A 21,160-nucleotide genomic window follows, 5' to 3' on the forward strand; every position below is an offset into this window, starting at 1 on the left:
GCGGCGATCAGGGTTCGGCTCGATGGGGTTCGCCGTCTTCGGGAGGGGCTTCGTCTCGTTTCTCGCAGTCGGGGTGTCCTTCGGGCAGCGGGAGCGGGTCGTAACCGCCCGGATTGAACGGATTGCAGCGCAGGATGCGATAGGCGGTCAGCCACAGCGCCTTGTGCAGCGGGTAGGTCTTGAAGGCCTGCAGGCCGTAAGAGGAGCAGCTCGGGTAGAAGCGGCAGGACGGTGGCAACAGGGGCGAAATGAAGCGCTGGTAGAACTTGATCAGCATCACTGGGATGAAGTTGATGGCGGTGCGCAGGCGATTCGCGGCCAAACAGGGCCTCCTTCGAACCCCAAATCGGGCTCATCTCCATTGTAAACCCGAGCGTTGAAAATGGCATGCACAGGCCATCGAACCCCGGCCTTTTCTGAACAAAACCACCGCACTTTCGGGTAAGCTGTCAACCGTGGCGTCCGACGACAACCCATCCGTTCCGAACCTCTTCCGAGAAGACCAGGCTCATGTCTCAATTGAAGCACAGGCTCCATGAAATCATATTCGAAGCCGATTCTCCGGCCGGCAAAACCTTCGATCTCCTGCTGATCGTCTGCATTCTCGCCAGCGTGCTGGTGGTCATGCTCGATTCGGTGGGCTCCTACCAGGCGCGATTCGGTCGCGTCTTCCTGACGGTCGAATGGGTGTTCACGGCGCTGTTCACCATCGAATACATCCTGCGGCTCTACTGCGTGGGCAAACCGTGGAAATACGCCTTCAGCTTTTTCGGCGTGGTGGACCTGCTCTCGATCCTGCCCACCTACCTCAGCCTTTTCATTCCGGGCACCCAGTACCTGCTGGTGATCCGCACCCTGCGCACCATTCGCATCTGGCGCATCCTCAAACTGGCCCAGTACCTCCACGAGTGGGACTACATCCTGAAGGCCATGCGCGCCAGTGTGCGCAAGATCGTGGTGTTTCTGGTGGTCGTGGTGACCCTTGTCGTGATCCTGGGTTCGGCGATGTACATGATCGAATCCGAGGAGACCGGTTTCACGAGCATTCCCCGCAGCATCTACTGGGCGATCGTGACCGTGACGACCGTGGGTTACGGCGACATCGCGCCCCGTTCGGATTTGGGGCAGATGCTGGCCGCCCTGGCCATGATCCTTGGCTATGCGATCATCGCGGTGCCGACGGGGATCGTGACGGTGGAGCTGGGACAGGCCCGCAAGGAAGTGTCCACCCAGGCTTGTCCGGAGTGCTCGCGCGAAGGCCACGATCCCGACGCCAAGCACTGCAAATTCTGCGGAGCGCAGTTGTAGGTCCCAACCCCACAGCATTCGCGATAAATCATCCAGAATTTGGCGGCGTAGACCGGTTTCGCAGTTGGGCGACGCTTTTCGGCATGGCTCGACGAGAGATTTGGCAGCGCCTGTCGCTTCCCTCTTTGGGCGTCGTAAGGGCCTGAAAGCGACCCGTCGGCCCGCGGCTTTACCGGCCCAGCCCAACCCACAGCGGCGACGCCTCTCCCTGGATGCTTGGAACTGCGTTGGGCATCGCTTTGATGCGGGGATGTCGCGGAACCCGGTGTGCTGCCCAGCGGGCAATAAAAAAGGCGGCCGCGAGGGCCGCCTTTTTGGATCGTTGCGTTTTCCCGCACTAGAATCGAGCGGAAACCCCGAACAGGAAGGTCTGCTTCAGTCCGGGACGTACGCCGTAGGGACGGCGCGACACGATGTATTCTTCGTCACCCAGGTTGCGGACCCGTCCGAAGACGCGGTAGTGTTCGAAGAGCGTGACCTCGGCCGAGGCGTCGAGTACGAAGTAGTCGTCGATGCCTTCGCCCGCGGGGATGGCGCCCTGGCCGGCCTTGGTGCGCATTTCACCGGTGTAACTGCCGCTCAGGTTGACGTTCCAGTTGTCGCGGCCCAGGCCCAGGTTCAGGGCGTATTGGGTTTCGGGGATGTACGGCAGCTCGTCACCTTCGTCCACGTGCGGGCTCCAATCGGCGAAGCTGGTGTCGAAGGAAGATTGGAACTCGGAGGTCGTGTAGGTGTACACCACGGAGAAGGGGACCGTCCAGCCGTTGCCCACCTGATTGCCGAAATCGTAGGCCAGGCTGGCTTCGATGCCGCTCACCTCGACGGCGCCGCCGTTGAACAGCTCGCCCGCGGAATCGCCGCCACCGGAAACCGTCTCGGCACCCAGCAGGTTGTCGTAGTCGTTGAAGAACCCAATGATTTCCGCGTTCAGCGTGTCACTGCGATGGCGGTAGCCCAGCTCGAAATTGGTGCTGCGCTCTTCTTCGGTGTCCTGGTTCTTGCCCGCTCCGGGAGGCGAGAAACCGCGGTGAATGCCCGCGAAGACGCGATTCGCATCGTCGATGCCGTAGTCGACGCCCAAGCCGGGCACGAACACTTCCACGTCGTTTTCGCGAACGCGGCTGGGACCTTCGCTGCGGTCGGGATCGGCCGTCGAATAGTCCAAACGCTCGTAGTCGATGCTTTCGAAGCGGATACCGGGACGGAAGGTCCAGTTGCCGGCGGAAATGGTGTCCTGTACGAAGAAGGACAGAGCTTCCGCACTGCTGACGCGGTTGGCCTGGGTGCCGCGCGCTTCGGCACGGGTCAACACCATGTTGCCGTTCACCATCTGGAACAGCTCTTCGTCCTGGATGCGGTCCTCTTCGTCCTCGTGGTAGCGCAGGCCCACCTCGATTTCGTGGGATACGGAGGCCGTGGCCACCGACCAATGCAGGTTGGACTGAATGCCGCGGGAATAGTAATCGCGGCGGTTGTTGCGGACGCGCAGATCTTCGGGCGCGCTGTCGATTTCACCGCGCAGGATCGCCACTTCCTCGGCGTAGGTGGTCGGATCGTTCAGCACCGAGGCGGCGCTGACACCGGCGATCTTTTCCAGTTTGTGCCAGTTGCGGAAGAAATCGTTGTTGTAGACGGTCGTGGTGATATCCACGTTGCTGGTGGGCTTCACGAAATAACGAAGCTGGATCTGGTCGTGATCGGTTTCGATGTTGTCCACCTGAGAACCGGCATAGCGGCGGTAGGGCGTGGCTTCGAAGTCCGCTTCGGTCAGGCCCAAGTAGGTCTCGTCGCCGTCCTGCTTGGTCTTGCCCGCCTTCAGCTCCAGCGATTGGTAGATCGAGGCGTCCGCGCGCGAGTTGAAGCGAAGCTTGACCATGTAATCTTCCACTTCGGTACCGGTCTCGTCGCCATTGTCCAAGTCCTTGAAACCGTCCGAATTCAAGTTCAAGGCTTCGACCATATATCCGAAGGTCTCGTAGTCGTTGCCGAGCTGACCGCGGAATTCACGGGTGCCGTAGCTGCCGCCGGTGGCGTCCAACCGTGCCGAAAAGTCGTTCGGTACGCTGGTGGAGACCATGTTGAGGACACCGCCGTTGGTGTAGGGACCGTTCTTGATGGATGCGGCGCCCTTGAGCACCTCGAAGCTCTCCATGCGGGCCGCCGTGGGGAAGTAGTAGGCCGCTGGAGCGGTGTAGGGAGCCGGTGCGATCAGGACTCCGTCTTCCATCAGCGTGATCTTCTGGCTGCGCTCCACTCCTGTGCCCCGCATCCCGATGTTGGGGCGCAAGCCGAGTCCGTCTTCTTCCTGGATGTTCACCCCGGGAAGTTGACGAAGAATGCGGTGAATGTCGGCGTAACTCTGCTTTTCGAGTTTCTCTTTCGAGATGTAGTGCGCGGAACCCGGCTCTTTCGCCGCCGTCTCGACACTGCCGATGACCTGGAACCGCTCGTGTACCACCTGGACCAGGTCTGGCTCTTCGTCACTCTGGTTGGTAGCGGCTTGGGACGATGAGCCAGCGGCGGCATCGTCATCGTCACCAGCGACGGCGGTGGAGGCGGTGGCCCAAAAAAGAATGAGGCAGAAGGTCATGAGGGAAAGAAAAAACCGAAAGTTGTGGGGGTTTCGGCTTCCGCTGAAGGATCTCATGGGAGTGCTCCTTGAAGAAATGAAGTAAAGAAGTCCGCGAGATGGAGAGGAGAGAAGAGCCTGGTCATGTGTCGCTCATGGCAAAAAAAGTCCGTTCGGTAAGACGGGAATGGATGTAAGGTGCTGAAAGCAATCGACATAATCTGATTAACTGAGAATCATTCTCAATATAGCCCCGCCATTCTCGAACAGAACCGATGACCTGTCAAGAGAAACGCTCGGAAATTTTTCAGGGAAGTCGCTTTTTTTATTCGGTTTGCGGCTTTCACGCCGATTTGCTGGCCTCTTGGCGCGTTCCCAACATGAGTTCCGTAAATTCCTCGGCCGGCAACGGGCGACTGAAATAGTAGCCCTGGAACTCGTCACAGCCATTTCGGCGCAGGAACGACAGTTGTTCTTCGTTCTCCACGCCTTCCGCGATCACGGTCAGCCCGAGCGCGTGGCCGATGTTGATCACCGCAATCGCGATCGCCGTATCTTCTTGATTGCCAGGAAGATCGTCGACAAATGATTTGTCGATCTTCAGCTTGTCCAGTTGGAAACGCTTCAGGTAGGAGAGGGAGGAATAGCCGGTTCCAAAATCGTCGATCGCCACCAGCAGCCCCATCTCGCGCAGTTCGCTCAGGGTATCGATGGTGGATTCCACATTGCCCATGGCGATGCTCTCGGTGATTTCCAATTCCAGGCGAAACGGGGACAAATCGACTTCTGCCAGTTGGGCACGGATCGAGGGGACCAGGTCGCGTTGGCTGAATTGGCGCGCGGAAAGGTTGACCGCAACCACGAGCGGCGGCAAGCCGGCCTTTTTCCAGATCAGCACTTGGCGGATCACTTCCTCGAGGATCCATTTGCCCATGGGCACGATCAATCCGGTTTCCTCGGCGAGCGGAATGAACTGGCCTGGGCTGATGAGGCCCAGTTCCGGGTGGTACCAGCGAATCAGGGCTTCGGCACCCACGATGCGTCCCGTGGCGATCGAGACCTGGGGTTGGAAATACAGAATGAACTGCCGCTCTACCAGTGACTTGCGCATCGCGGTCTCGAGGGCCAGGCGTTTGACGCTTTCCGCGTTCATGGTGTGGGTGAAAAATTTGTAACCGTTGCCGCCTTCGCGTTTGACGCGCCGCATGGCCGTTTCGGCATAGGAACTGATCAGGTCCGGCGATTGGGCGTCGACGGGAAAGACCGCGATACCGATGCTGGCGGTGACGTGCACTTCCATGCCCTCGACCAGGAAGGGCCTGCTCAGGACCTTGGCCAGCCGGCCGGCGATTTTTGCCGCGTCGTTTTCATGGCTCAAATTGGACAGGACGAGGGCGAACTCGTCGCCGTCGATCCTGGATACCGTGTCCGTTCCCTTCACCGAGGAACGCAGGCGGTTGCCCACTTCCTGGAGAAGTCGGTCCGCGTTCTGGCTGCCGAGGCTGTCGTTGAAATGCTGGAACCGGTCGATATCGAGTACGACGACGGCGCCCGTCGTTTCGTCCAAGGCGGCTTTGGCCGAGGCCACCGCGAGCTTGTCCACGAAGAGCAGGCGATTGCCCAACCCGGTCAGATCGTCGTGGGATTTATGGTATTCCAGTTGGCGTGCGGTCTGGTGTTTGAGGTTTTCCTGGGCGATCTCCAATTCGTGGGTGCGGGCGTCCACCTCGCGTTCCAGCTCCTGATTGAATTTCCTGAGATGGGTCACCTGGTTCTTGATCTGGAGGCGCATGCGCTCGAAGGCGCCGCCCAGGCGCTGCAGTTCGGGCCATTTCATTTCGGGGATCGGGTGGTCCCAATGGCTGTCGGCGGTGTACTCGGCCAACTGGGCGAACTGGCTGATCGGTTTGGCCACGCTGCGTGAGAGGAAAAAGATCAGGCCGATGCCGACCGGAAGCGCCAAGAGGAACAGCACGGCGATGGGCAGCATGGTCGATGTCATGGCCGCCATGTAGGCTTCGTTGTTGGTGTCGACCCTCAGATCGGCCTCGAGCAGGCCCACCATTCGTCCCTGCCGATCGAAGATCGGGGCCAGGGCCGAAACCCAGGTGCCGTGGGCATCGGTGTAGATCTTGGTATTGCCTGGCTTGCCGGTTCTCTGGATCCCCCGAATCAGTTCGAGGTTTTTGCGGGGGACCTGGTAGATCGAACCGGGGAAGGGCTCGGGGTGTAGCATCACCGCGAACTCCAGCCGACTGGGATCTGAGTCGGCGGCCAGGTGAAAGGTGTACAAGTGGTCGAATTCCAGGTCGTTGGCCTCGCGAACGCGACTCAGGTAGCGCTGCATGTCGCGCCAGCGCGGATCTTCCGCAACCGCATCGCCGCGCAGCGAAGCGTGTATATCCCCGTCGATGTTGAGGGAGGCGGTCATCGCGATGCGCTTCAATTCGTTGCTCAATCGAAGCACGGACTGCCGATGGGAAAGTGCCAGCGAAGCACTGAAAAGGAGGAATCCGATGATCAACATCGCGGCGGAAAAGATGGCCGCCAGTTTGGTGGCCATGCTTTGCATCCTGAGCGTCGCAAAGATCCGAGTCATAACGGGGTGCGTCCTTGTGGCACTGTCACCGGGTCGGACCGGGCGGAAACCGACCTGCCCCCGGAGTTCGTCTGACGGAAAGGGATGACTGACTCGGCGGCGTGATTACTTTGTGATACGAGACAAACGGGAAGGGTGCCCATGAAAGTTGATCGGGCGGAAGGGTGGCAAAGTTGACCGGCAGGCGTGGGAAAAGGTGGCATTGCAGTAATCTGGCGTGTCGGGAAAATGAAAATGGAGATCGCATCCGTGGTGAATGATCGGGGTGTTCGCGGCGTCGCAGACCTGTGCGTCTGCCGAAGAGCGAGCTTTGGGGGAAGGGTAAAGAGATCGTTTGAGAGGGATTTGTCCGCATTCGGGTAACTTTCGAAGGGGAAGTACCGGGGCGTCGCGGAGGACGGATGGGGGCGTCGGTTCGAGCCCGCGAATGCCCTTTATTCGGGAACGTATTTGGCTGGCCCCGACATTTCGAAAAACGGCGAAGACCACCTTTCCGCGAGCTGTGTCAGGTTTATTTTAGAAAACCGGCGAACGGTCGAAGAAGATCTATAGCGAAACTCGCGCGCGGTCGCACCTGTGGTTCGGCCCGTGGGGAGCCCGCGTGGTGGCCACCGTCGATGTCACTTGCCCGGTGCCCGTTCGCGGGCCCGAAGGCCGTGGAATCGGGCGAAAACCGGCTGGATTGCAGACGATGGTTTTCGCCTCGCGGGCATTGCGCCGTCCGGTTTCGCGCGTTTTCGGTATTCCTGCCGGGACCCGAATTCGCTTCGTGCCGGAATCGCTTCCCGGTCTTCCCCGTTTTTTCCGTACAGCCTTTTTTTGTTCTTTGTAATCAGTGGCTTTCGATTCTACAATGTTTGAAACTCCAACCCTGAACGACCCTATCGACCGCAAGGTTTTCGAAGTCTGCTTTCGGGCAGCCGTACCGGCAGTTTTCCAAGGACTGGACAATGTCAGATTTTGAATTTGAAGACGCGGAGCTCATCAACGGATTTCGCGAAGAAAGTCTCGAACACATCGAAGTGGTCGAAACCAAGTTGCTCGATCTCGAGAACATCGGTGTGAATCCGGAAGACATCAATCAGATCTTCAGGTCTATCCATACCATCAAGGGCGGTAGCGGCTTTCTCGGTTTCGAGGCCATCAAGGAACTGTCCCACTACATGGAGAGCCTGCTCGATCTGATCCGCGGGGACAAGGCCGAAATGACAGCGGCCGCGATGGATTCCCTTTTGCGTGGCAGCGACTTGCTCAAGGCGATGTTGAACGATCTCGCCAACCAGGACGAAGTGCCCATTCAAGATGAATTGCGCGTTTTGGACCTTTTGATCAAGGGCAAGGGACACTTGCCGGATGATGTCGACACGGCGGCACCGGTGGTCGAAGAGCCGGTGGAAGAGCCCGAACCCGAAGTGGAAGAGGCTGCGCCCGCGGTCGCGGCGGGACCCACCCCGCTGATGGATCTCGCCGGTGCCCATGGATTGATGAACAAGGGATTCAACGTCTACCGCCTGCCGTTGGATCGCGAGTACCACATGGAAAAGATGAAGAAAAAGGATTTCAAATCGCTTTCCGACTATCTGAATTCCTTCGGCTCGCTGGTCTGGGAGGACGGCAGTTTGGAAAAGGATGGCGCGGAACGGGCCGAAATCGTGTTCGCCACCGTGTTGGACGAGGAGTTTGCCGGAGCCTCGCTGAAAGTCGACGGCGGTGATCTGAAGAAATTGGACAAGGACGGCGTCGCCGCGCTTTTTGCCGCGTCAGCCCCCGCGGAGCCCGCCGCCCAGCCGACGGCCGCGCCCAAACCGGTCGCAGCCAAGCCGGCGGCCCCCAAAGCCGCACCCCCGAAGGCCGCGGCCAAACCCGCCGCGCCCAAACCGGCTCCGAAGCCGGCCCCCAAGCCGTCGGTGGCCAAGGTCGGCGACGGCGACGTCAAGCGCAAAAAATCCGCGGCGGCCAGCTCGACGACCGGGTCCTCCACCATTCGCGTCAATACTTCGCTGCTCAACAAGCTGATGAACCTCGCGGGGGAGTTGATCCTGTCGCGGAACCAATTGGTTCAACGGTTGGACAACAAGGACCTGCCCGAGCTGCAGAGCCTGAACCAGAGGCTCACCGAGCTGCAGGAAAGCGTCATGCAGACCCGCCTGCAGCAGGTGGGTGCGGTGTTCAACAAGGTTCCCCGCATGGTGCGCGACCTTTCCAAATCGCTCGGCAAGAAAATCGAGGTCGTTCTCGAAGGCACCGAGGTCGAATTGGACCGGACGATCGTGGACGCCATCACCGATCCCCTGACGCACCTGGTGCGCAACAGCATCGACCACGGCATCGAAATCCCCGAGGAACGTATCGAATCGGGCAAGACGGCCCACGGTACCCTGTCTCTGCGGGCTTATCACGAGGGCGGTCAGGTCAATTTGGAGATCTCAGACGACGGCAAGGGCATCGATGTGGAGATCCTGAAAAGGAAAGCCGTCGAGAAAGGGGTATGCACCCAGTCCGAAACCGAAAACATGGGGAAACGCGAGGCGCTGAACATCATTTTCCGCCCCGGTTTCTCCACGGCCCAGCAGATCACCGAGATCTCCGGTCGCGGTGTGGGCATGGACGTGGTCAAGACCAGTTTCGAGAAATTGGGCGGCACCATCGACCTGTCCTCGGATTTGGGTCAGGGCACCACCGTGTTGGTCAAGTTGCCCACGACCCTCGCCATCGTTTCGGCGGTCATCGTCGACGTGGAAGGGGCCGACTTCGCCATTCCGCAAACCAACATCGAGGAAATCGTGCGCATCAAGGAGCACGAAATCTCCACCAAGCTCGAGCGGGTCGGCCGACACGAAATCTTCCGGCTGCGCGGGCGCCTGTTGCCCATTTTGCGCTTGGCCGACGTGTTGAAACTGAAGCGCTATTACACCGACAAGGACGGCAACCGCCAGCCGGATCGGCGCCAAAACCTGGCCGATCGGCGCGGACGCGAAGGCAGCGTGGCCGAGTACATGGGCCACAAGCGCGACGGGGAAGACCGCCGCAAGGGCGGGCGCACCTTCTACATCGTGGTGCTTCGCATCGGCGTCAACCAGTACGGGTTGCTGGTCAACCGCATTCGCGACGTGGAAGAGGTGGTCGTCAAGCCGCTGAGCTCGTTCCTCAAGGATATCAAGGTCTTTCACGGAACAACCATTCTCGGCGATGGCCGCGTGATCTGTATTCTGGATTGCAACGGCATTTCCGCCACCGCCCAGCTCAAGTTCGACACCCTGCGCGACATCGAGCAGGACAATGCGCTGCATTCGCACGCCGCGCACCACGAACTGCAATCGTTCCTCATCTTCAACAATCACCCGGACGAGCATTTCGCACTGCCGCTCTCGTTCATCACCCGGATCGAGAAGACCAGCGAGTCCGATATCGAGAAGGTGGGTGACGAGGAGTACATCCAAGTCGGCGGCAAGAACATTCCGTTGTTTCGGTTGGAGAAGCGGATCGCCTGCAAACCGGGGGTCACGGATGAAGAGGGCACCCTGTACCTGTTGATTCCCAATTTGGTGCGCTCGCCCTACGCGATCGTGGCGACACGCGTTCGCGACGTCGTCAACACCAGCCTGGACGTGCAGACCGATACCTTCAAGCGTGACGGGGTGCTGGGCAGCACCATCATCCAAAACAAAATGACCCTGGTGCTCGACATCTACGGCCTGTTCGGCGAAAAGCGGGAGTCGGGAATCCTCAAGGCCGAAGAAAAGCCAAAAGTGCTGCTGGCCGAGGACACGCCGTTCTTCCGCACCATGATCCGCTCCTATCTCGAGGAACACGGCATCGAGGTCATCGAGGCCGTGCACGGTCAGGAGGCCTGGGATATTCTCGAGAAAACCGAAGATATCGATCTGGTACTCAGCGACATCGAGATGCCGATTCTCAACGGATACGAGCTCGTCGCCAAAATCAAGAACCATCCGACTTACGCCCACCTGCCGGTCATGGCGATCACGGCATTGGACAACCCGCAATCGCTGGCCCAGGGCAAGAAAGCCGGATTCGATGCCTATCAAATCAAACTGGATCGCGATGAGCTGATCAAAACGCTCGACGAGCTGTTGGCGATGGGCGAGACCAAATCCTGAGTCAATCTATTTCCGGGACCCTCTCCGAGACCGTCCCGTATCGCGTCATGTTACCTTCGAGATCACCTCTGCCTCCAGGGAGTAGGAATGGAAAAACAATTCATGACATTCTCGATCGCCGACGGGATCTACGGCATCAACATTCTGGGTATCAAAGAGATCAACTACAGCAGTCGGTTCACCGCCGTTCCCCTTGCGGCCGACCACCTGGTGGGTCTCTTGAACCTTCGCGGTCAGATCGTCACGATTTTGGATATGAGCCTCGCGTTGGGTTACAAGACGCGCGACATTCACGACGAAACCAGTCTCCTGATCATGAAGACCAACATGGAATTGAGCCATGTGGCGCGAAAACACGGCATCGACACCCATACCGACCAGGTGGGGTTCATGGTCGACCGCATCGGCGATGTGATCAGTTGCGACGAAAGCGAGATCGAGTCGGTGCCTGCCCACATCGATGTCGATGTGTCCAAGTATTTGGAAGGAGTAGTGAAACGGGACGATTCCCTCGTCGGCATCATCAATGTGCCCGAGCTGTTGAAATACCCATAGGAGCGTGATCTTTGCCTCGTGTACTGATTGTGGAGGACATGGCCACCTACCGAACCATCATTGCCCGCAGCCTCGCCGAAATCGAGGATGTCGAGGTGGTGGGTCGGGTTTCCAACGGGAAAAAGGCGCTCGATTTTCTGGAGCGCAACGAGGTCGACCTGATCACGCTCGATGTGGAAATGCCGGTGATGGACGGGCTGGCCACCCTGAAAGAACTGCGCAAACGGCGCATGCACATCGATGTGGTCATGCTTTCGGGCTTGACCGATCAGGCCGCGCAGCTCACGATCAAGTGCCTGGAACTGGGCGCGCTCGATTTCGTGTTGAAGCCCGCCACTTCCTCGTTCGTGGAAAATCAAAAAATTCTGGTGGAAAGTCTGCGTCAATTCCTGAACAACCTCAAGCGGCGGCTCTCGTTTCGAGCCCCTCCCCGCGTGACGCCACGGTCACCCATCACGCGTTTCGGGACACCGCGTCGCGATACCGCCGGGCGACCGGAAGTGTCGCCCCCGCCGCCGGCACCGACACCGAAGCCCACAGCGCCCCGTCGCACGCGCTTGGTATTGCCGCGTCCCAAAATCGTCCTGATCGGTGTCTCCACGGGCGGACCCAAAGCGCTTTCCGAGGTGTTCGAAACCCTCAAGGGCCCCTTGCCCTTTCCCATCCTGATCGTCCAGCACATGCCGCCCAAGTTCACCAAGTCATTGGCGGACAGCCTCAACAAGAAAACCGATATCGACGTGGTGGAGGCCATGGACGGCGATGTGGTCAAGAGCAATACCGCCTACATCGCACCCGGCGGCTACCACATGGTCGTCATGAACGACGAGGATTTCGGTTTCATCCTGGCCACCAACCAGAATCCGCCCGTCAATTCCTGCCGGCCCTCGGTGGATGTCCTGTTCAACAGCGTGGTTCCCTTCTTCAAGCGGGGTGACATTGCCGCGATCGTCATGACCGGCATGGGGCGGGACGGTGCCGATAGCTGCGAAGTTCTCCACAAGTCCGGCCACTACATCGCCTCGCAATCGGCGGAAACCTGCACCATCTACGGAATGCCCAAGGCGGTCGAAGACCTGGGCATCCAGGACGAAGTCATCGATCTGGATCAGATCGCGCCGTTCATCATGCGGTTGGGCAAGCAGACGGGAACGCTCGGGGCCAAACTGTGGCAATCGGGATCCGGCGCCTGAGGCGATACGGCAAGCCAGGCGACAACCCAAAGACACAGAAGCCGTTGATGGACGCCGTGCGGCCGCCGTACCTCCGACTGCATCGAGTTGCCCATCGGGTTCGTGGTTCCGACGAAGGTCCCGGCAGCGATTGGCACGCGCCCTCTTGGGGCCGAGCCAAAGCCGGACCGCTTATAATGAGAATCAAGGCTCCATCACTGCTTCACTCTGCACACCAAGGATCGCTACGGCCATGAAGTTCCTTCTTCTACTGCCCCTGTTTTTCGTCGCGAGTTTGCGGGGGATGGACGAAACGACGGCGAAGGATGGCGCCAGCCTGCGCGGCATCACGATTTCCTGTCAGGGATGGGGCCGCATCTGGGGCCAGGACCAGTTCGCTCGCGAATTGCCTCGATTGGTAGCGCTCGGAGCCAATGCCGTGGCCACCCATCCCTATGCGGCGATTCGCGCCGACGGTACCGTTGCCTTTCGCGAGTGGCCGGCCGATGCCCCACCGGACTACATCGCACGCCCCGTGCGCGAAGCACGCGAGCTTGGGATCCAGTCCATGATCAAACCCCATCTGGCCTACTGGGGCAGTCCCTTCTCCTGGCGTGGCGCGATCGCGTTCGAGGAGGAATCGCAGCGCCGACGGTTCTTCGACACCTACCGCCGCTGGATCGTCGCCGTGGCGGCGGCCACCTCCGATGCCGACATTTTCGTGGTCGGAACCGAGCTCGACCAGTTCGGCCGTTACGAGGCCGAGTGGCGCGACATCATCGCCGCGGTGCGGTCCGTCACCAAGGCCCGGCTCACCTACGCCGCCAATTGGGACGGCTACGAGCGCATTCCCTTCTGGGATGCGTTGGACCTGGTCGGCATCCAGGCCTATTTTCCGCTCAGCGAGGAAGAGGATCCCGACCGTGCGGCGTTGGCCCAAGGCTGGACGAAGGTGTTCGGCCGGCTCGAGAAATTTCATCAATCCACCGGAAAGCCGATCTTTTTTACAGAGCTGGGGTACAACCGATCCCTGCGCGCCGCGGCCCAGCCGTGGCACCACGTCCAACAGTCCGGTCATGCCGCGGCCGGGCTCCAGGAACGCTGCCTGCGCATCGGCTTGGAGTGGACCGCCGGTAGGGAGGCCGCTCTTTGGCGGCGACGCTATCCCTGGTTCCGCGGCGTGTTTCTCTGGAAATGGTTTGTCGGCCCGGCCGGAGGTGAGAATTTCTATCTCAACGAAGCGCGTCTACGCACCATCATTCAATCGGTTTGGTTGGGATCCGGGCCACGCGGCGGGCCTTCGGAGCGAGGCGGCGAGTGAAGGCCGGTTTCGATCACCTTTCATGCGGCGCGTCAAAAATCCCAGCGATTTGCAAAGGTCTCGCGAGGAGCGCTCGGCAGGACTTGCGCCGAGGTCTGGGCCTTGGTATGGTGGGATCTATCAACCTCCTTATAGAAAATCAGAGTGACCTCCCAGACTGCGGGGCGTGGTTGTCCAAGGGAAACGTGAGTCCATGAAGATATTGGTAGTGGATGACAATGTAGTTTCGCGTCGGATCATCGGTAGTGAACTCACCGACGGCGGGTATCAGATCATCGAGGCCGAAGACGGCAACAATGCCCTGCGCCAACTGATTTCCGTGCCCGATATCTCCTTGATCACACTGGATGTCAACATGCCGGACATGGACGGCTACCAGGTTTGTGCCCACCTTCGTTCCTGGGAAATGAACGGAAACCTGGCCCATCGTCCCAAAACGGGCCAAATCCTGCCCGTCATTTTCGTCACCGGCGACGACACCTTCGAAGGACGTCAGCGCGGCTTCGATGCCGGAGCCACCGAATTCGTGATCAAGGGATTCAAGAAGGGCGAATTGCTCGACAAGGTCAACCGCATCCTCAAGCCTCACCGGCGCATGGAAGGCCTGACGGTCCTGGTCGCCGATGACGATCGCATCGTTCAGGGGATCTTGCGGGCCTATTTGGAGGAATACGGCGTCTCGGTCATTACCGCCGACAACGGGCTCGAGGCGTTCAACTACCTGAAGAGCGGGGAACATCCCGTCGATATGATGCTGACGGATATGGGCATGCCCGAGATGGACGGTGAAGCGCTGTGTCTCGCCGTACGCCGGGAGCTGGCTATGTCGGATTTGCCGATCATCGTGCTCAGCGCCGAGTCGGATCGCTCCAAGTCCCTGCATCTGTTGAAGTCAGGGGCCACCGACTACTTGGTCAAGCCGTTGGTCAAGGAAGAACTGTTCGCCCGTCTGAACGTTTTCCTGGAAGTGATTCTGTTGAATCGGCAGCTCAAGGCACAAGTCAAGGAGTTGGAGCAGCTCAATCGCCTCAAGGACGAGTTCATCTCCATTTGTTCCCACGACCTGCGCTCGCCCTTGACCGGGATCCTCGGCATGTCCGAACTGCTGCAGGGTGCCGAGAACCTCAACGGGACCCAGCAGGACATGATCGGGCGCATCAAGAATTCGGGCCAGTTCCTGCTGACGTTGATTCACGACTTGTTGGAAGTGGGGCAGATCCAGTCCGAGAAGTACACGCTCAAGATGGACCAGCTCAATTTGGTGGAACTCGCCGATCAATGTGTCGAAACCGCCAATTACACCGCTTTCCCCAAAGGGGTGTCGCTCGTGTTCCATCGGCCGGATCGGTTGGAACCCATCGACGCCGATCGCACGGCGGTCACGCGCATCCTGCACAACCTGCTATCCAATGCCACCAAGTTCACCCCCTCCGGCGGCAGCATCGAGGTGTCCATCGCCGAGCAGCCCGGCGAAACGGTGGTGACCGTGGCGGATACCGGGGTGGGCATTCCCGAAAAAGATTTGGAAGAGCTGTTCGACCGCTACCACAAGACCTCGCGCAAAGGCACGGCCGGCGAACTGGGAACCGGTTTGGGTTTGCCGATCGTCAAGATCCTGATCGACAATCACGGCGGCCGCATCGAGGTGGACAGCGAAGTGGGGAAGGGCACTACGTTTCGGGTCTACTTCCCGCGCAAACAGGCCGGTTGCTGATCAGTCCCGCCATTGGAAGATGTTTTCCCGAAAGTGAGAGGTCTCGTCGGGATCCGCCGAGTAACACCAGCGGTAGATGAGGTAGCCGATGAGCACGAAAAACCAGGTCGCGATCTGCGAGTAGAAGTTGATGAAGACCGAGATGGTGACGCAGAAGCTCATCAGGCCGGCGAAGTAGATCGTGAACATGTTCTTGCGCTGGCGCATGGTCACGTAGACCCACATGCTGAAAAAGCCCACGAAGAGGGGACCGAGGGCGATGCCGTACCAACCGAAATCCTTGTAGAAGGGTTCCAGGTAGGTGCAGACGTTCAGGTGGATCGGTACCCAGTAGAACTTGCCCACCAGTTGGGCCTTCTCGAAGTTGGGAATCACCAACTCCATGAAGGTGATCATCGGGGCGAACGTATGCTTGCCGTAGGCCGGCGGCCACTTGTCCTCGAGGAATTGCTGGAGCACCGGAAAGCTACCGGTCAGGTAGATGTAGGGATCGATGAGCGGCCCCAATTCCGGAACCTTGATGAACTGGCGGTTGTAGTCGTGGGCCTGTTTGACGTAGAGCTTGGCGATCAGCAGGAAGAATCCCAACAGGGCCATGATGAGGGTCGTGGCGCCGGCCACGAATTTGGCCGACAGGTTCACCCTTCGCTGGCAGTAGACGAAGATGTAGAAGGCCCAGATCACCATGTAGAAGAAGCGGGTGCGGTCGGTGGTGAAGAAGGCCGTGGCCGTGGCCCAGAACAGGATGAACACGATCCAGCGGCGCGGCTTGCGGTAGATGGTCAAGTACATCAGCGACAGCACGAAGTTGGCCACGTTGAGCAGGTTGAAATAACCCAGGAAACGGACGTTCGAGTGGAGTTCGCGCGCTCGTTGGGGATCGGTGAAAAAGGTGCTCAGCCCGAAAGAGGCGTGGAGATGGTAGAGCTGGAACAGGAACCCCAGGATGCCCATGCCGAACAGGAAGAACAGCGCCCATTCGAAGCGTTGCCGATCGATGTGGGCGATTTTGGGTGGGGCCGTCAGCCATTTGGTCTTGGTCAAGGCATAGGCCGTGACGATCAAGGTGCCGCTCATGAATGCCACGTAGGACAGGCCGATGGCCCGCCACGCCGTTTCGCCCACCGGATGGTAGCGCACGAGGTCCAGGTCCAACATGGCCAGGGCAAAGGCCCAGAAGAAATTGTAGATCGCCGGCGGTGTGAAAAAGTCGTCGAAGAACTGCTTCGATATGAAGAGCCCCAAAAAGGCGAGCGACAACAATGCGATGAACAGCATGCAACTTCCTTGAACGCGATCGCGGCCGGTTCTTCGGAGACATCGACGAAGACGACCCTGCCCGCCGGTGGCTGGCCACGGGTGCTTTTCCGGACCCGGGCACCGAGGCGGCGCGCGAAAACCGCTCATTGTAGCATGGCGTGTGGCCCAAATGCGGTCGTCGGCCTGTCCCGCGCCAGGTGGGTCCCCGGGTGGGCCGTGCCCGATGGATTTGGGCCCGACCCGGCGGTGATCGGTAAAATGCGACACTTGGTCTCTTGCGCAATTGAGTTATAATCGCAGGTCTTTGTGACCTCTGGTGCCTTTTCTGGTTGGGCTCGGTCTTTGCCGGATCCAGCGAGATGCCGGCCGGATGGGCACTTTTTCGAGTCCCAGTCATTCGATCTCGATTCGGTGGTGAACGATCTTCGTTCGGCCGACCTGCGAGGTCTCACGGTGCTGCGCGGCGCGTCGATGTTCGCGAATCGTGCGCAAAGCCGTCGTTTCTGGATGGACACTAGCGAGAGGAAGGTCTCCCCCGATGAAAGAACCGGAACTCCTATCTGTAGCCGATTTCCTGTATGTGCTTTGGAAACGCAAAGTTCACGCGCTCGCCGTGTTCGTTTTCGTGATCCTCTGCGCTTTCGTGTATTTGAGTGTGGCGAAGAAGACCTATCGGCTCAGTGGTTCCATCTACGTGGGGCGTTTTCAGACCGACCTTTTGGAGGAAGGCGAATTCGTCGCCCAGAAGCTCCAGGACTACAGCTTCATCAAAAAGGCCCTCGATACCAATGGTGTCGAACTCGACATCCCCATCCACCGCTTTCAGAAGGATGTGGAAGCCCACGTCTTGAACGAGGTCCGCAAGATCGAGGACGTCGGGATCGTGTTGTTGACGGTCGAGTACAAGGACCCGGTCAAGTGCTACGAGATTTTCAAGGCCCTCACCGATCAGTTGATTCGCGAGCACCAATTCCTGACCGATGACGCGCTCAACGTGTTGCGCAGTATGGAGCGTTTTTTCAAGGTCAACGAAGACCAGCTCATGGAATCCATCAATCGCGACGAGGCCTTTGCCTCGCAGAACCTACGCGGCCCGGAGCAGGGCCAGGCCTGGCCTTCCCACGTGTTGGCGCGCTACACGATTTCCGAGAAGCGCGAATTCCTCAAGCAGATCATTCAGGATCGCCACTACCTGAAACTGGAAGGGGAGGCCGCGACCAAGAGTTTCAATACCCGTCTTTCCGCCGAACCGGAGATTCCCGACGAGCACATCAAGCCTCGCCGGGCCGTGGTCTTGGTGACGGCTGCCGGTGCCGGTGCCGTGTTGGGCGCCCTGCTCGCGTTGTTGGCGGAACTGATCGAGACCCAGATCAAGCCGCGGTATCACGCCGCCAAGCGGCGCGCCGAGGCCCGCTGACGTTTAACTCTTGGCGGAAGCCAGGAATCCCGGCGAAACGAATCTGCTCGGGGTACCCGAATGCCGAGAGATGCGTCGTGCCAGGTAGGTACGTCCGCTGGATGTACTTTTCGAAGTGATCCATGCGAGGAGTTCCCGCATGTTTTGAGGGCTAGCACTTGCAGTAGGTAAGCCGGCCCGGCCGACTTTTCGGAGCAATTCACGCTTCACAGTTTCGAGAGGTAATAGTGCGCAGCGCGTTCGGCCGGGATGGGGGATTCGCATGTTCGCCAGCGAATGGGGAGACACCGACCGTTCCCTGGCTCAATCTTGGCGGCGGCTCTCCAGTTCGGACTTCAGGCTTCGCGTCATGAGCAGCCGCAACCCCTCGGGTGGAGTCAGGCCCTCGTACAGAATGCGGTAGACCACTTCGCTGATGGGCAGTTCGACGCCGTGATCCTTGGCCAGTTTGCGCGCCGAGCGGCAGGTATGGACACCCTCGGCGACCATGCCCAGGTCGTCCAGGGTTTTTTCGAGACTGTTGCCCCTGGCGATCGATTGACCCACGCGCAGGTTGCGACTCAGGCTGCCCGTACACGTCAGGATCAGGTCGCCCATGCCGGCCAGGCCCGCGAACGTTTCGCGCTCCGCCCCCATCGCCGCGCCCAATCGGGATATTTCCGTCAGCCCGCGCGTGATCAACCCCGCCATCGAGTTGTTGCCCAGGTCGAGCCCGATGACCATGCCGCTGGCGATGGCGATGACGTTTTTCAAGGCGCCGCAGAGTTCCACGCCCAGGACGTCGTGATTGTTGTACATGCGAAACGTCGGGGTGGTCAGCTCTTCCTGGAGCTTCAACAACGATGCGTCCACCATGCCCGCCAACACCACGACCGTGGGCTTGTCCATCGCGACCTCTTTGGCGAAGCTGGGGCCGCTGAGGGTGAAGGACCGCGGTCCCCAATCCTCACCCAAAACGTCGTCCACGATCTGTTGGGGCAGATAACTCGTATTGAGCTCGACCCCCTTCGAGGTCAGGATGAGGTTGTGGTCCGGTCGGAGCATCGGGGCGATGTGGCCCAGAAAGGATCGATAGGCCTGCAACGGCACCGCGATGACCAACAGGTCGTTGTCGTGAACCGCGTGTTCCAGGTCGTCGGTGACGTTCAGCCTTTCGGGAAACGGGTAATCCGGTAGGTAGCGGGTGTTGGCGCCGGCTTCGCGAAACTTGGCCGCATGGTCTGGGTTGCGCACCCATAGATCCACGTGGTGGCCGTGCTTCGCCCAAAGAATAGCCAATGCGGTGCCCCATGAGCCCCCGCCCAAAACTCCGAATTTCATCACGATAGTCCCCCTCGGTCCGGCCCCCTGGGCCTGCTGGTTGCCTGATTCGAAATGTCCGCCCGAAGTATAACAAAAGAGCCACCCGACCGCAGGTTCGGCCTGCCGGGCAATGAAATAGAAGCGCTGCGCGCACCTACGAACGGTGGCGCGATGGTCCGCGGTTTGGTGGCTGTCCATCCGATCTGTCCGTGAGGAGGTCCCATGCGTCGGTGAGTTCGCCATGAACCTGGGCCGATTCGGTCAGGCCACCACGATCGCTCCTGTGTTTTTGCTTCTGGACGAGGCCCGAACTAGCGTTTCACGTTCTTGATTTCATCGAACTCTTGTGAAAGCGCCTGAACGTTGAGTTGGCGACGCTTCGGCCAGTACTTTCCGTTGAAAAACTTGCGAACCGAAACCGGGAGTTGGATCGAGACCTTGTCGGCGTCCCAGCGGCTCTCTTCCAACTCGACGACCATGCTGGCCGTCTGAATGCCCAGCCCCTCCACATCCGGGTAGACCGCCAGGTGACCCAGGCGCACCTTGGTGGCCAAATTCTCGACACCCACCACGACCGGCCAACGAAACCGCCGCGATAGAGGGTGCCAAATATCGCGGATCTGATCCGGTTTGAGGATTCTCGCGTCGTTGAAGATCCAGAGCGCCTGAACGTCGAGCTTTTTCAGCTTTTTGAAGGCTTGCCGGAGTTCGGAGTTGGTGGGGTCCTTGGCGACCCGCACGCCGATCAACTTGACCCCTTCGCGCTCGCTGAGTTTGGCTTCCTCCAAAAACCGCCATTCCCAGAGAGGGCGGTAGATGACCCCGACGCGATCGATACCGGGCGTGATACTGCGCAAATTGGTAATGCCGGTGATGGCCGGTATGTTGTACCGAATACCGGTGGCATTGGGCACCATGGTCATGTCCTGGTCCAGGCGTACGTTGAACAGAAGGATCACGGCCGGTTGATCGGTATTGGTGGGTGGGTACTGGCGCAGGTATGAGCGATAGAGGGCCACCGACCACCGATCCACGAGAATGAGCACTTGCGGGTTCATGGACCTCAGTTGGTCCGTGAATTCCTGAAATCCGTGTTTGCGTTTCACTTTGAGGCTTTGAATGTCGAAGTTTTCATACTCGTAAGTCAGTTCCCTGGTGAAGGCTGAATCAAATGCTTCATAGGTGGGCGTGCTCGTACGAACGACCAGGACTTTGGTCGGCTCGAGGGCTACGAGGAATAGCAATGTGAGCAAGTAAACCTCTGAGTTTGAAACCGTTGTTGGCAAAAGGACGAAGTGCTTGAAGTTGGTTTCGGAAATGAATGAGGAAACCTTTAACCGAAAATACCACTTTCATGGGGATGAAGGGTGTTTTCAGGCGCCTGGAAACGAAAGAGTTATTTTCGTGTCGCGGTGGCTCTTTGGGGAGTGGGTATTCTTGCGAACCCCGGTATATTTTATCCATCTTTGGCGCTTGTTGACAGGTCCACTTGTGTTTCATTTCGCGTGAACTTATCGATGGATGAGACGGCTCGATCTTCAGGGGCTCGGTGCGATCGGTTCTCTTCTTGGCCGACCCTTTCGAATCGACCGAACGGAGGGTTCGGCCAGGGCCGAGCGAGCTCGTTCGAGTGGGTCATTTCGATCACGAAACCAGGGGTACGGTGGCGTGCATCGCCATCGCGCGGGCTTCGGAAAATCACGTCGGTTGCGATTCGATTGCGTGGTGCACCGTCCGAGGCAGGTTTCAGGCGCTCTTCGTCGAAACACCTGGGTTTTCGGATGGGTACTATACTATGTAAGGCAACATCCTATATGCTTAG

At 59.2% G+C, this 21,160-nt stretch carries 13 protein-coding genes; 7 read left to right on the plus strand and 6 right to left on the minus strand.

Translation table 11 applies throughout. From position 1 onward, the window contains the following. Nucleotides 1-7 precede the first annotated feature (7 nt). Nucleotides 8-322 carry a membrane protein insertion efficiency factor YidD gene (yidD, locus tag J3U87_RS19665; RefSeq protein WP_237377484.1) on the minus strand — a complete coding sequence of 105 codons (315 nt, stop codon included), beginning with the start codon at nucleotides 320-322 and terminating at the stop codon, nucleotides 8-10. 188 nt (nucleotides 323-510) lie between these two features. Here yidD and J3U87_RS19670 point away from each other — a divergent pair, with 188 nt between their 5' ends. After that, nucleotides 511-1,308 (plus strand): ion transporter, encoded by a 798-nt coding sequence (locus tag J3U87_RS19670; RefSeq protein WP_237377485.1) that lies wholly within the window; start codon nucleotides 511-513, stop codon nucleotides 1,306-1,308. A gap of 337 nt (nucleotides 1,309-1,645) precedes the next feature. Here the strand turns inward: J3U87_RS19670 and J3U87_RS19675 are convergent, their stop codons facing one another. Next, nucleotides 1,646-3,955: a TonB-dependent receptor family protein gene (locus tag J3U87_RS19675; protein ID WP_237377486.1), complete on the minus strand. Its 2,310-nt coding sequence runs from the start codon at nucleotides 3,953-3,955 to the stop codon at nucleotides 1,646-1,648. Nucleotides 3,956-4,220: 265 nt separating this feature from the next. Beyond that, complete coding sequence (locus tag J3U87_RS19680) at nucleotides 4,221-6,440, minus strand: putative bifunctional diguanylate cyclase/phosphodiesterase (protein ID WP_237377487.1); 2,220 nt, start codon at nucleotides 6,438-6,440, stop codon at nucleotides 4,221-4,223. A gap of 986 nt (nucleotides 6,441-7,426) precedes the next feature. Here J3U87_RS19680 and J3U87_RS19685 point away from each other — a divergent pair. The 5 genes from J3U87_RS19685 to J3U87_RS19705 all read left to right on the plus strand — a co-directional run bounded on the left by J3U87_RS19685 (nucleotide 7,427) and on the right by J3U87_RS19705 (nucleotide 15,359). Beyond that, entirely contained in the window at nucleotides 7,427-10,597 is a 3,171-nt protein-coding gene (locus J3U87_RS19685) for a hybrid sensor histidine kinase/response regulator (protein ID WP_237377488.1), read from the plus strand. 87 nt (nucleotides 10,598-10,684) lie between these two features. Next, nucleotides 10,685-11,152 carry a chemotaxis protein CheW gene (locus J3U87_RS19690; protein WP_237377489.1) on the plus strand — a complete coding sequence of 156 codons (468 nt, stop codon included), beginning with the start codon at nucleotides 10,685-10,687 and terminating at the stop codon, nucleotides 11,150-11,152. Nucleotides 11,153-11,163: 11 nt separating this feature from the next. Beyond that, entirely contained in the window at nucleotides 11,164-12,345 is a 1,182-nt protein-coding gene (cheB, locus tag J3U87_RS19695) for a chemotaxis-specific protein-glutamate methyltransferase CheB (RefSeq protein ID WP_237377490.1), read from the plus strand. Nucleotides 12,346-12,577: 232 nt separating this feature from the next. Continuing rightward, nucleotides 12,578-13,645: a glycoside hydrolase family 113 gene (locus J3U87_RS19700; protein ID WP_237377491.1), complete on the plus strand. Its 1,068-nt coding sequence runs from the start codon at nucleotides 12,578-12,580 to the stop codon at nucleotides 13,643-13,645. Nucleotides 13,646-13,838: 193 nt separating this feature from the next. After that, nucleotides 13,839-15,359: a sensor histidine kinase gene (locus tag J3U87_RS19705; protein ID WP_237377492.1), complete on the plus strand. Its 1,521-nt coding sequence runs from the start codon at nucleotides 13,839-13,841 to the stop codon at nucleotides 15,357-15,359. On the opposite strand, the gene J3U87_RS19710 is transcribed toward J3U87_RS19705, so the two are convergent. Then, nucleotides 15,360-16,637 (minus strand): O-antigen polymerase, encoded by a 1,278-nt coding sequence (locus J3U87_RS19710; protein WP_237377493.1) that lies wholly within the window; start codon nucleotides 16,635-16,637, stop codon nucleotides 15,360-15,362. Nucleotides 16,638-17,157: 520 nt separating this feature from the next. On the opposite strand from J3U87_RS19710, the gene J3U87_RS19715 reads away from it, so the two are divergent. After that, nucleotides 17,158-18,036 carry a GumC domain-containing protein gene (locus tag J3U87_RS19715; RefSeq protein WP_237377494.1) on the plus strand — a complete coding sequence of 293 codons (879 nt, stop codon included), beginning with the start codon at nucleotides 17,158-17,160 and terminating at the stop codon, nucleotides 18,034-18,036. 303 nt (nucleotides 18,037-18,339) lie between these two features. On the opposite strand, the gene J3U87_RS19720 is transcribed toward J3U87_RS19715, so the two are convergent. Beyond that, on the minus strand, nucleotides 18,340-19,581 hold the full coding sequence (locus J3U87_RS19720) for an NAD(P)H-dependent glycerol-3-phosphate dehydrogenase (RefSeq protein ID WP_337249535.1): 1,242 nt from the start codon (nucleotides 19,579-19,581) through the stop codon (nucleotides 18,340-18,342). A gap of 68 nt (nucleotides 19,582-19,649) precedes the next feature. Then, nucleotides 19,650-20,591, minus strand: coding sequence for a type 1 periplasmic-binding domain-containing protein (locus tag J3U87_RS19725; RefSeq protein WP_237377496.1), 942 nt, complete (start codon nucleotides 20,589-20,591; stop codon nucleotides 19,650-19,652). Nucleotides 20,592-21,160: the final 569 nt, after the last annotated feature.

This window comes from Sulfidibacter corallicola, assembly GCF_017498545.1.
GTDB lineage: Bacteria > Acidobacteriota > Holophagae > Acanthopleuribacterales > Acanthopleuribacteraceae > Sulfidibacter > Sulfidibacter corallicola.

Coding starts and splice junctions, on each gene's coding strand:
- J3U87_RS19670 (WP_237377485.1), top strand. CDS start 511: ATGTCTCAATTGAAGCACAGGCTCCATGAAATCATATTCGAAGCCGAT.
- J3U87_RS19675 (WP_237377486.1), bottom strand. CDS start 3,955: ATGAGATCCTTCAGCGGAAGCCGAAACCCCCACAACTTTCGGTTTTTT.
- J3U87_RS19680 (WP_237377487.1), bottom strand. CDS start 6,440: ATGGCCACCAAACTGGCGGCCATCTTTTCCGCCGCGATGTTGATCATC.
- J3U87_RS19685 (WP_237377488.1), top strand. CDS start 7,427: ATGTCAGATTTTGAATTTGAAGACGCGGAGCTCATCAACGGATTTCGC.
- J3U87_RS19690 (WP_237377489.1), top strand. CDS start 10,685: ATGGAAAAACAATTCATGACATTCTCGATCGCCGACGGGATCTACGGC.
- J3U87_RS19700 (WP_237377491.1), top strand. CDS start 12,578: ATGAAGTTCCTTCTTCTACTGCCCCTGTTTTTCGTCGCGAGTTTGCGG.
- J3U87_RS19705 (WP_237377492.1), top strand. CDS start 13,839: ATGAAGATATTGGTAGTGGATGACAATGTAGTTTCGCGTCGGATCATC.
- J3U87_RS19710 (WP_237377493.1), bottom strand. CDS start 16,637: ATGCTGTTCATCGCATTGTTGTCGCTCGCCTTTTTGGGGCTCTTCATA.
- J3U87_RS19715 (WP_237377494.1), top strand. CDS start 17,158: ATGAAAGAACCGGAACTCCTATCTGTAGCCGATTTCCTGTATGTGCTT.
- J3U87_RS19720 (WP_337249535.1), bottom strand. CDS start 19,581: ATGGCGAACTCACCGACGCATGGGACCTCCTCACGGACAGATCGGATG.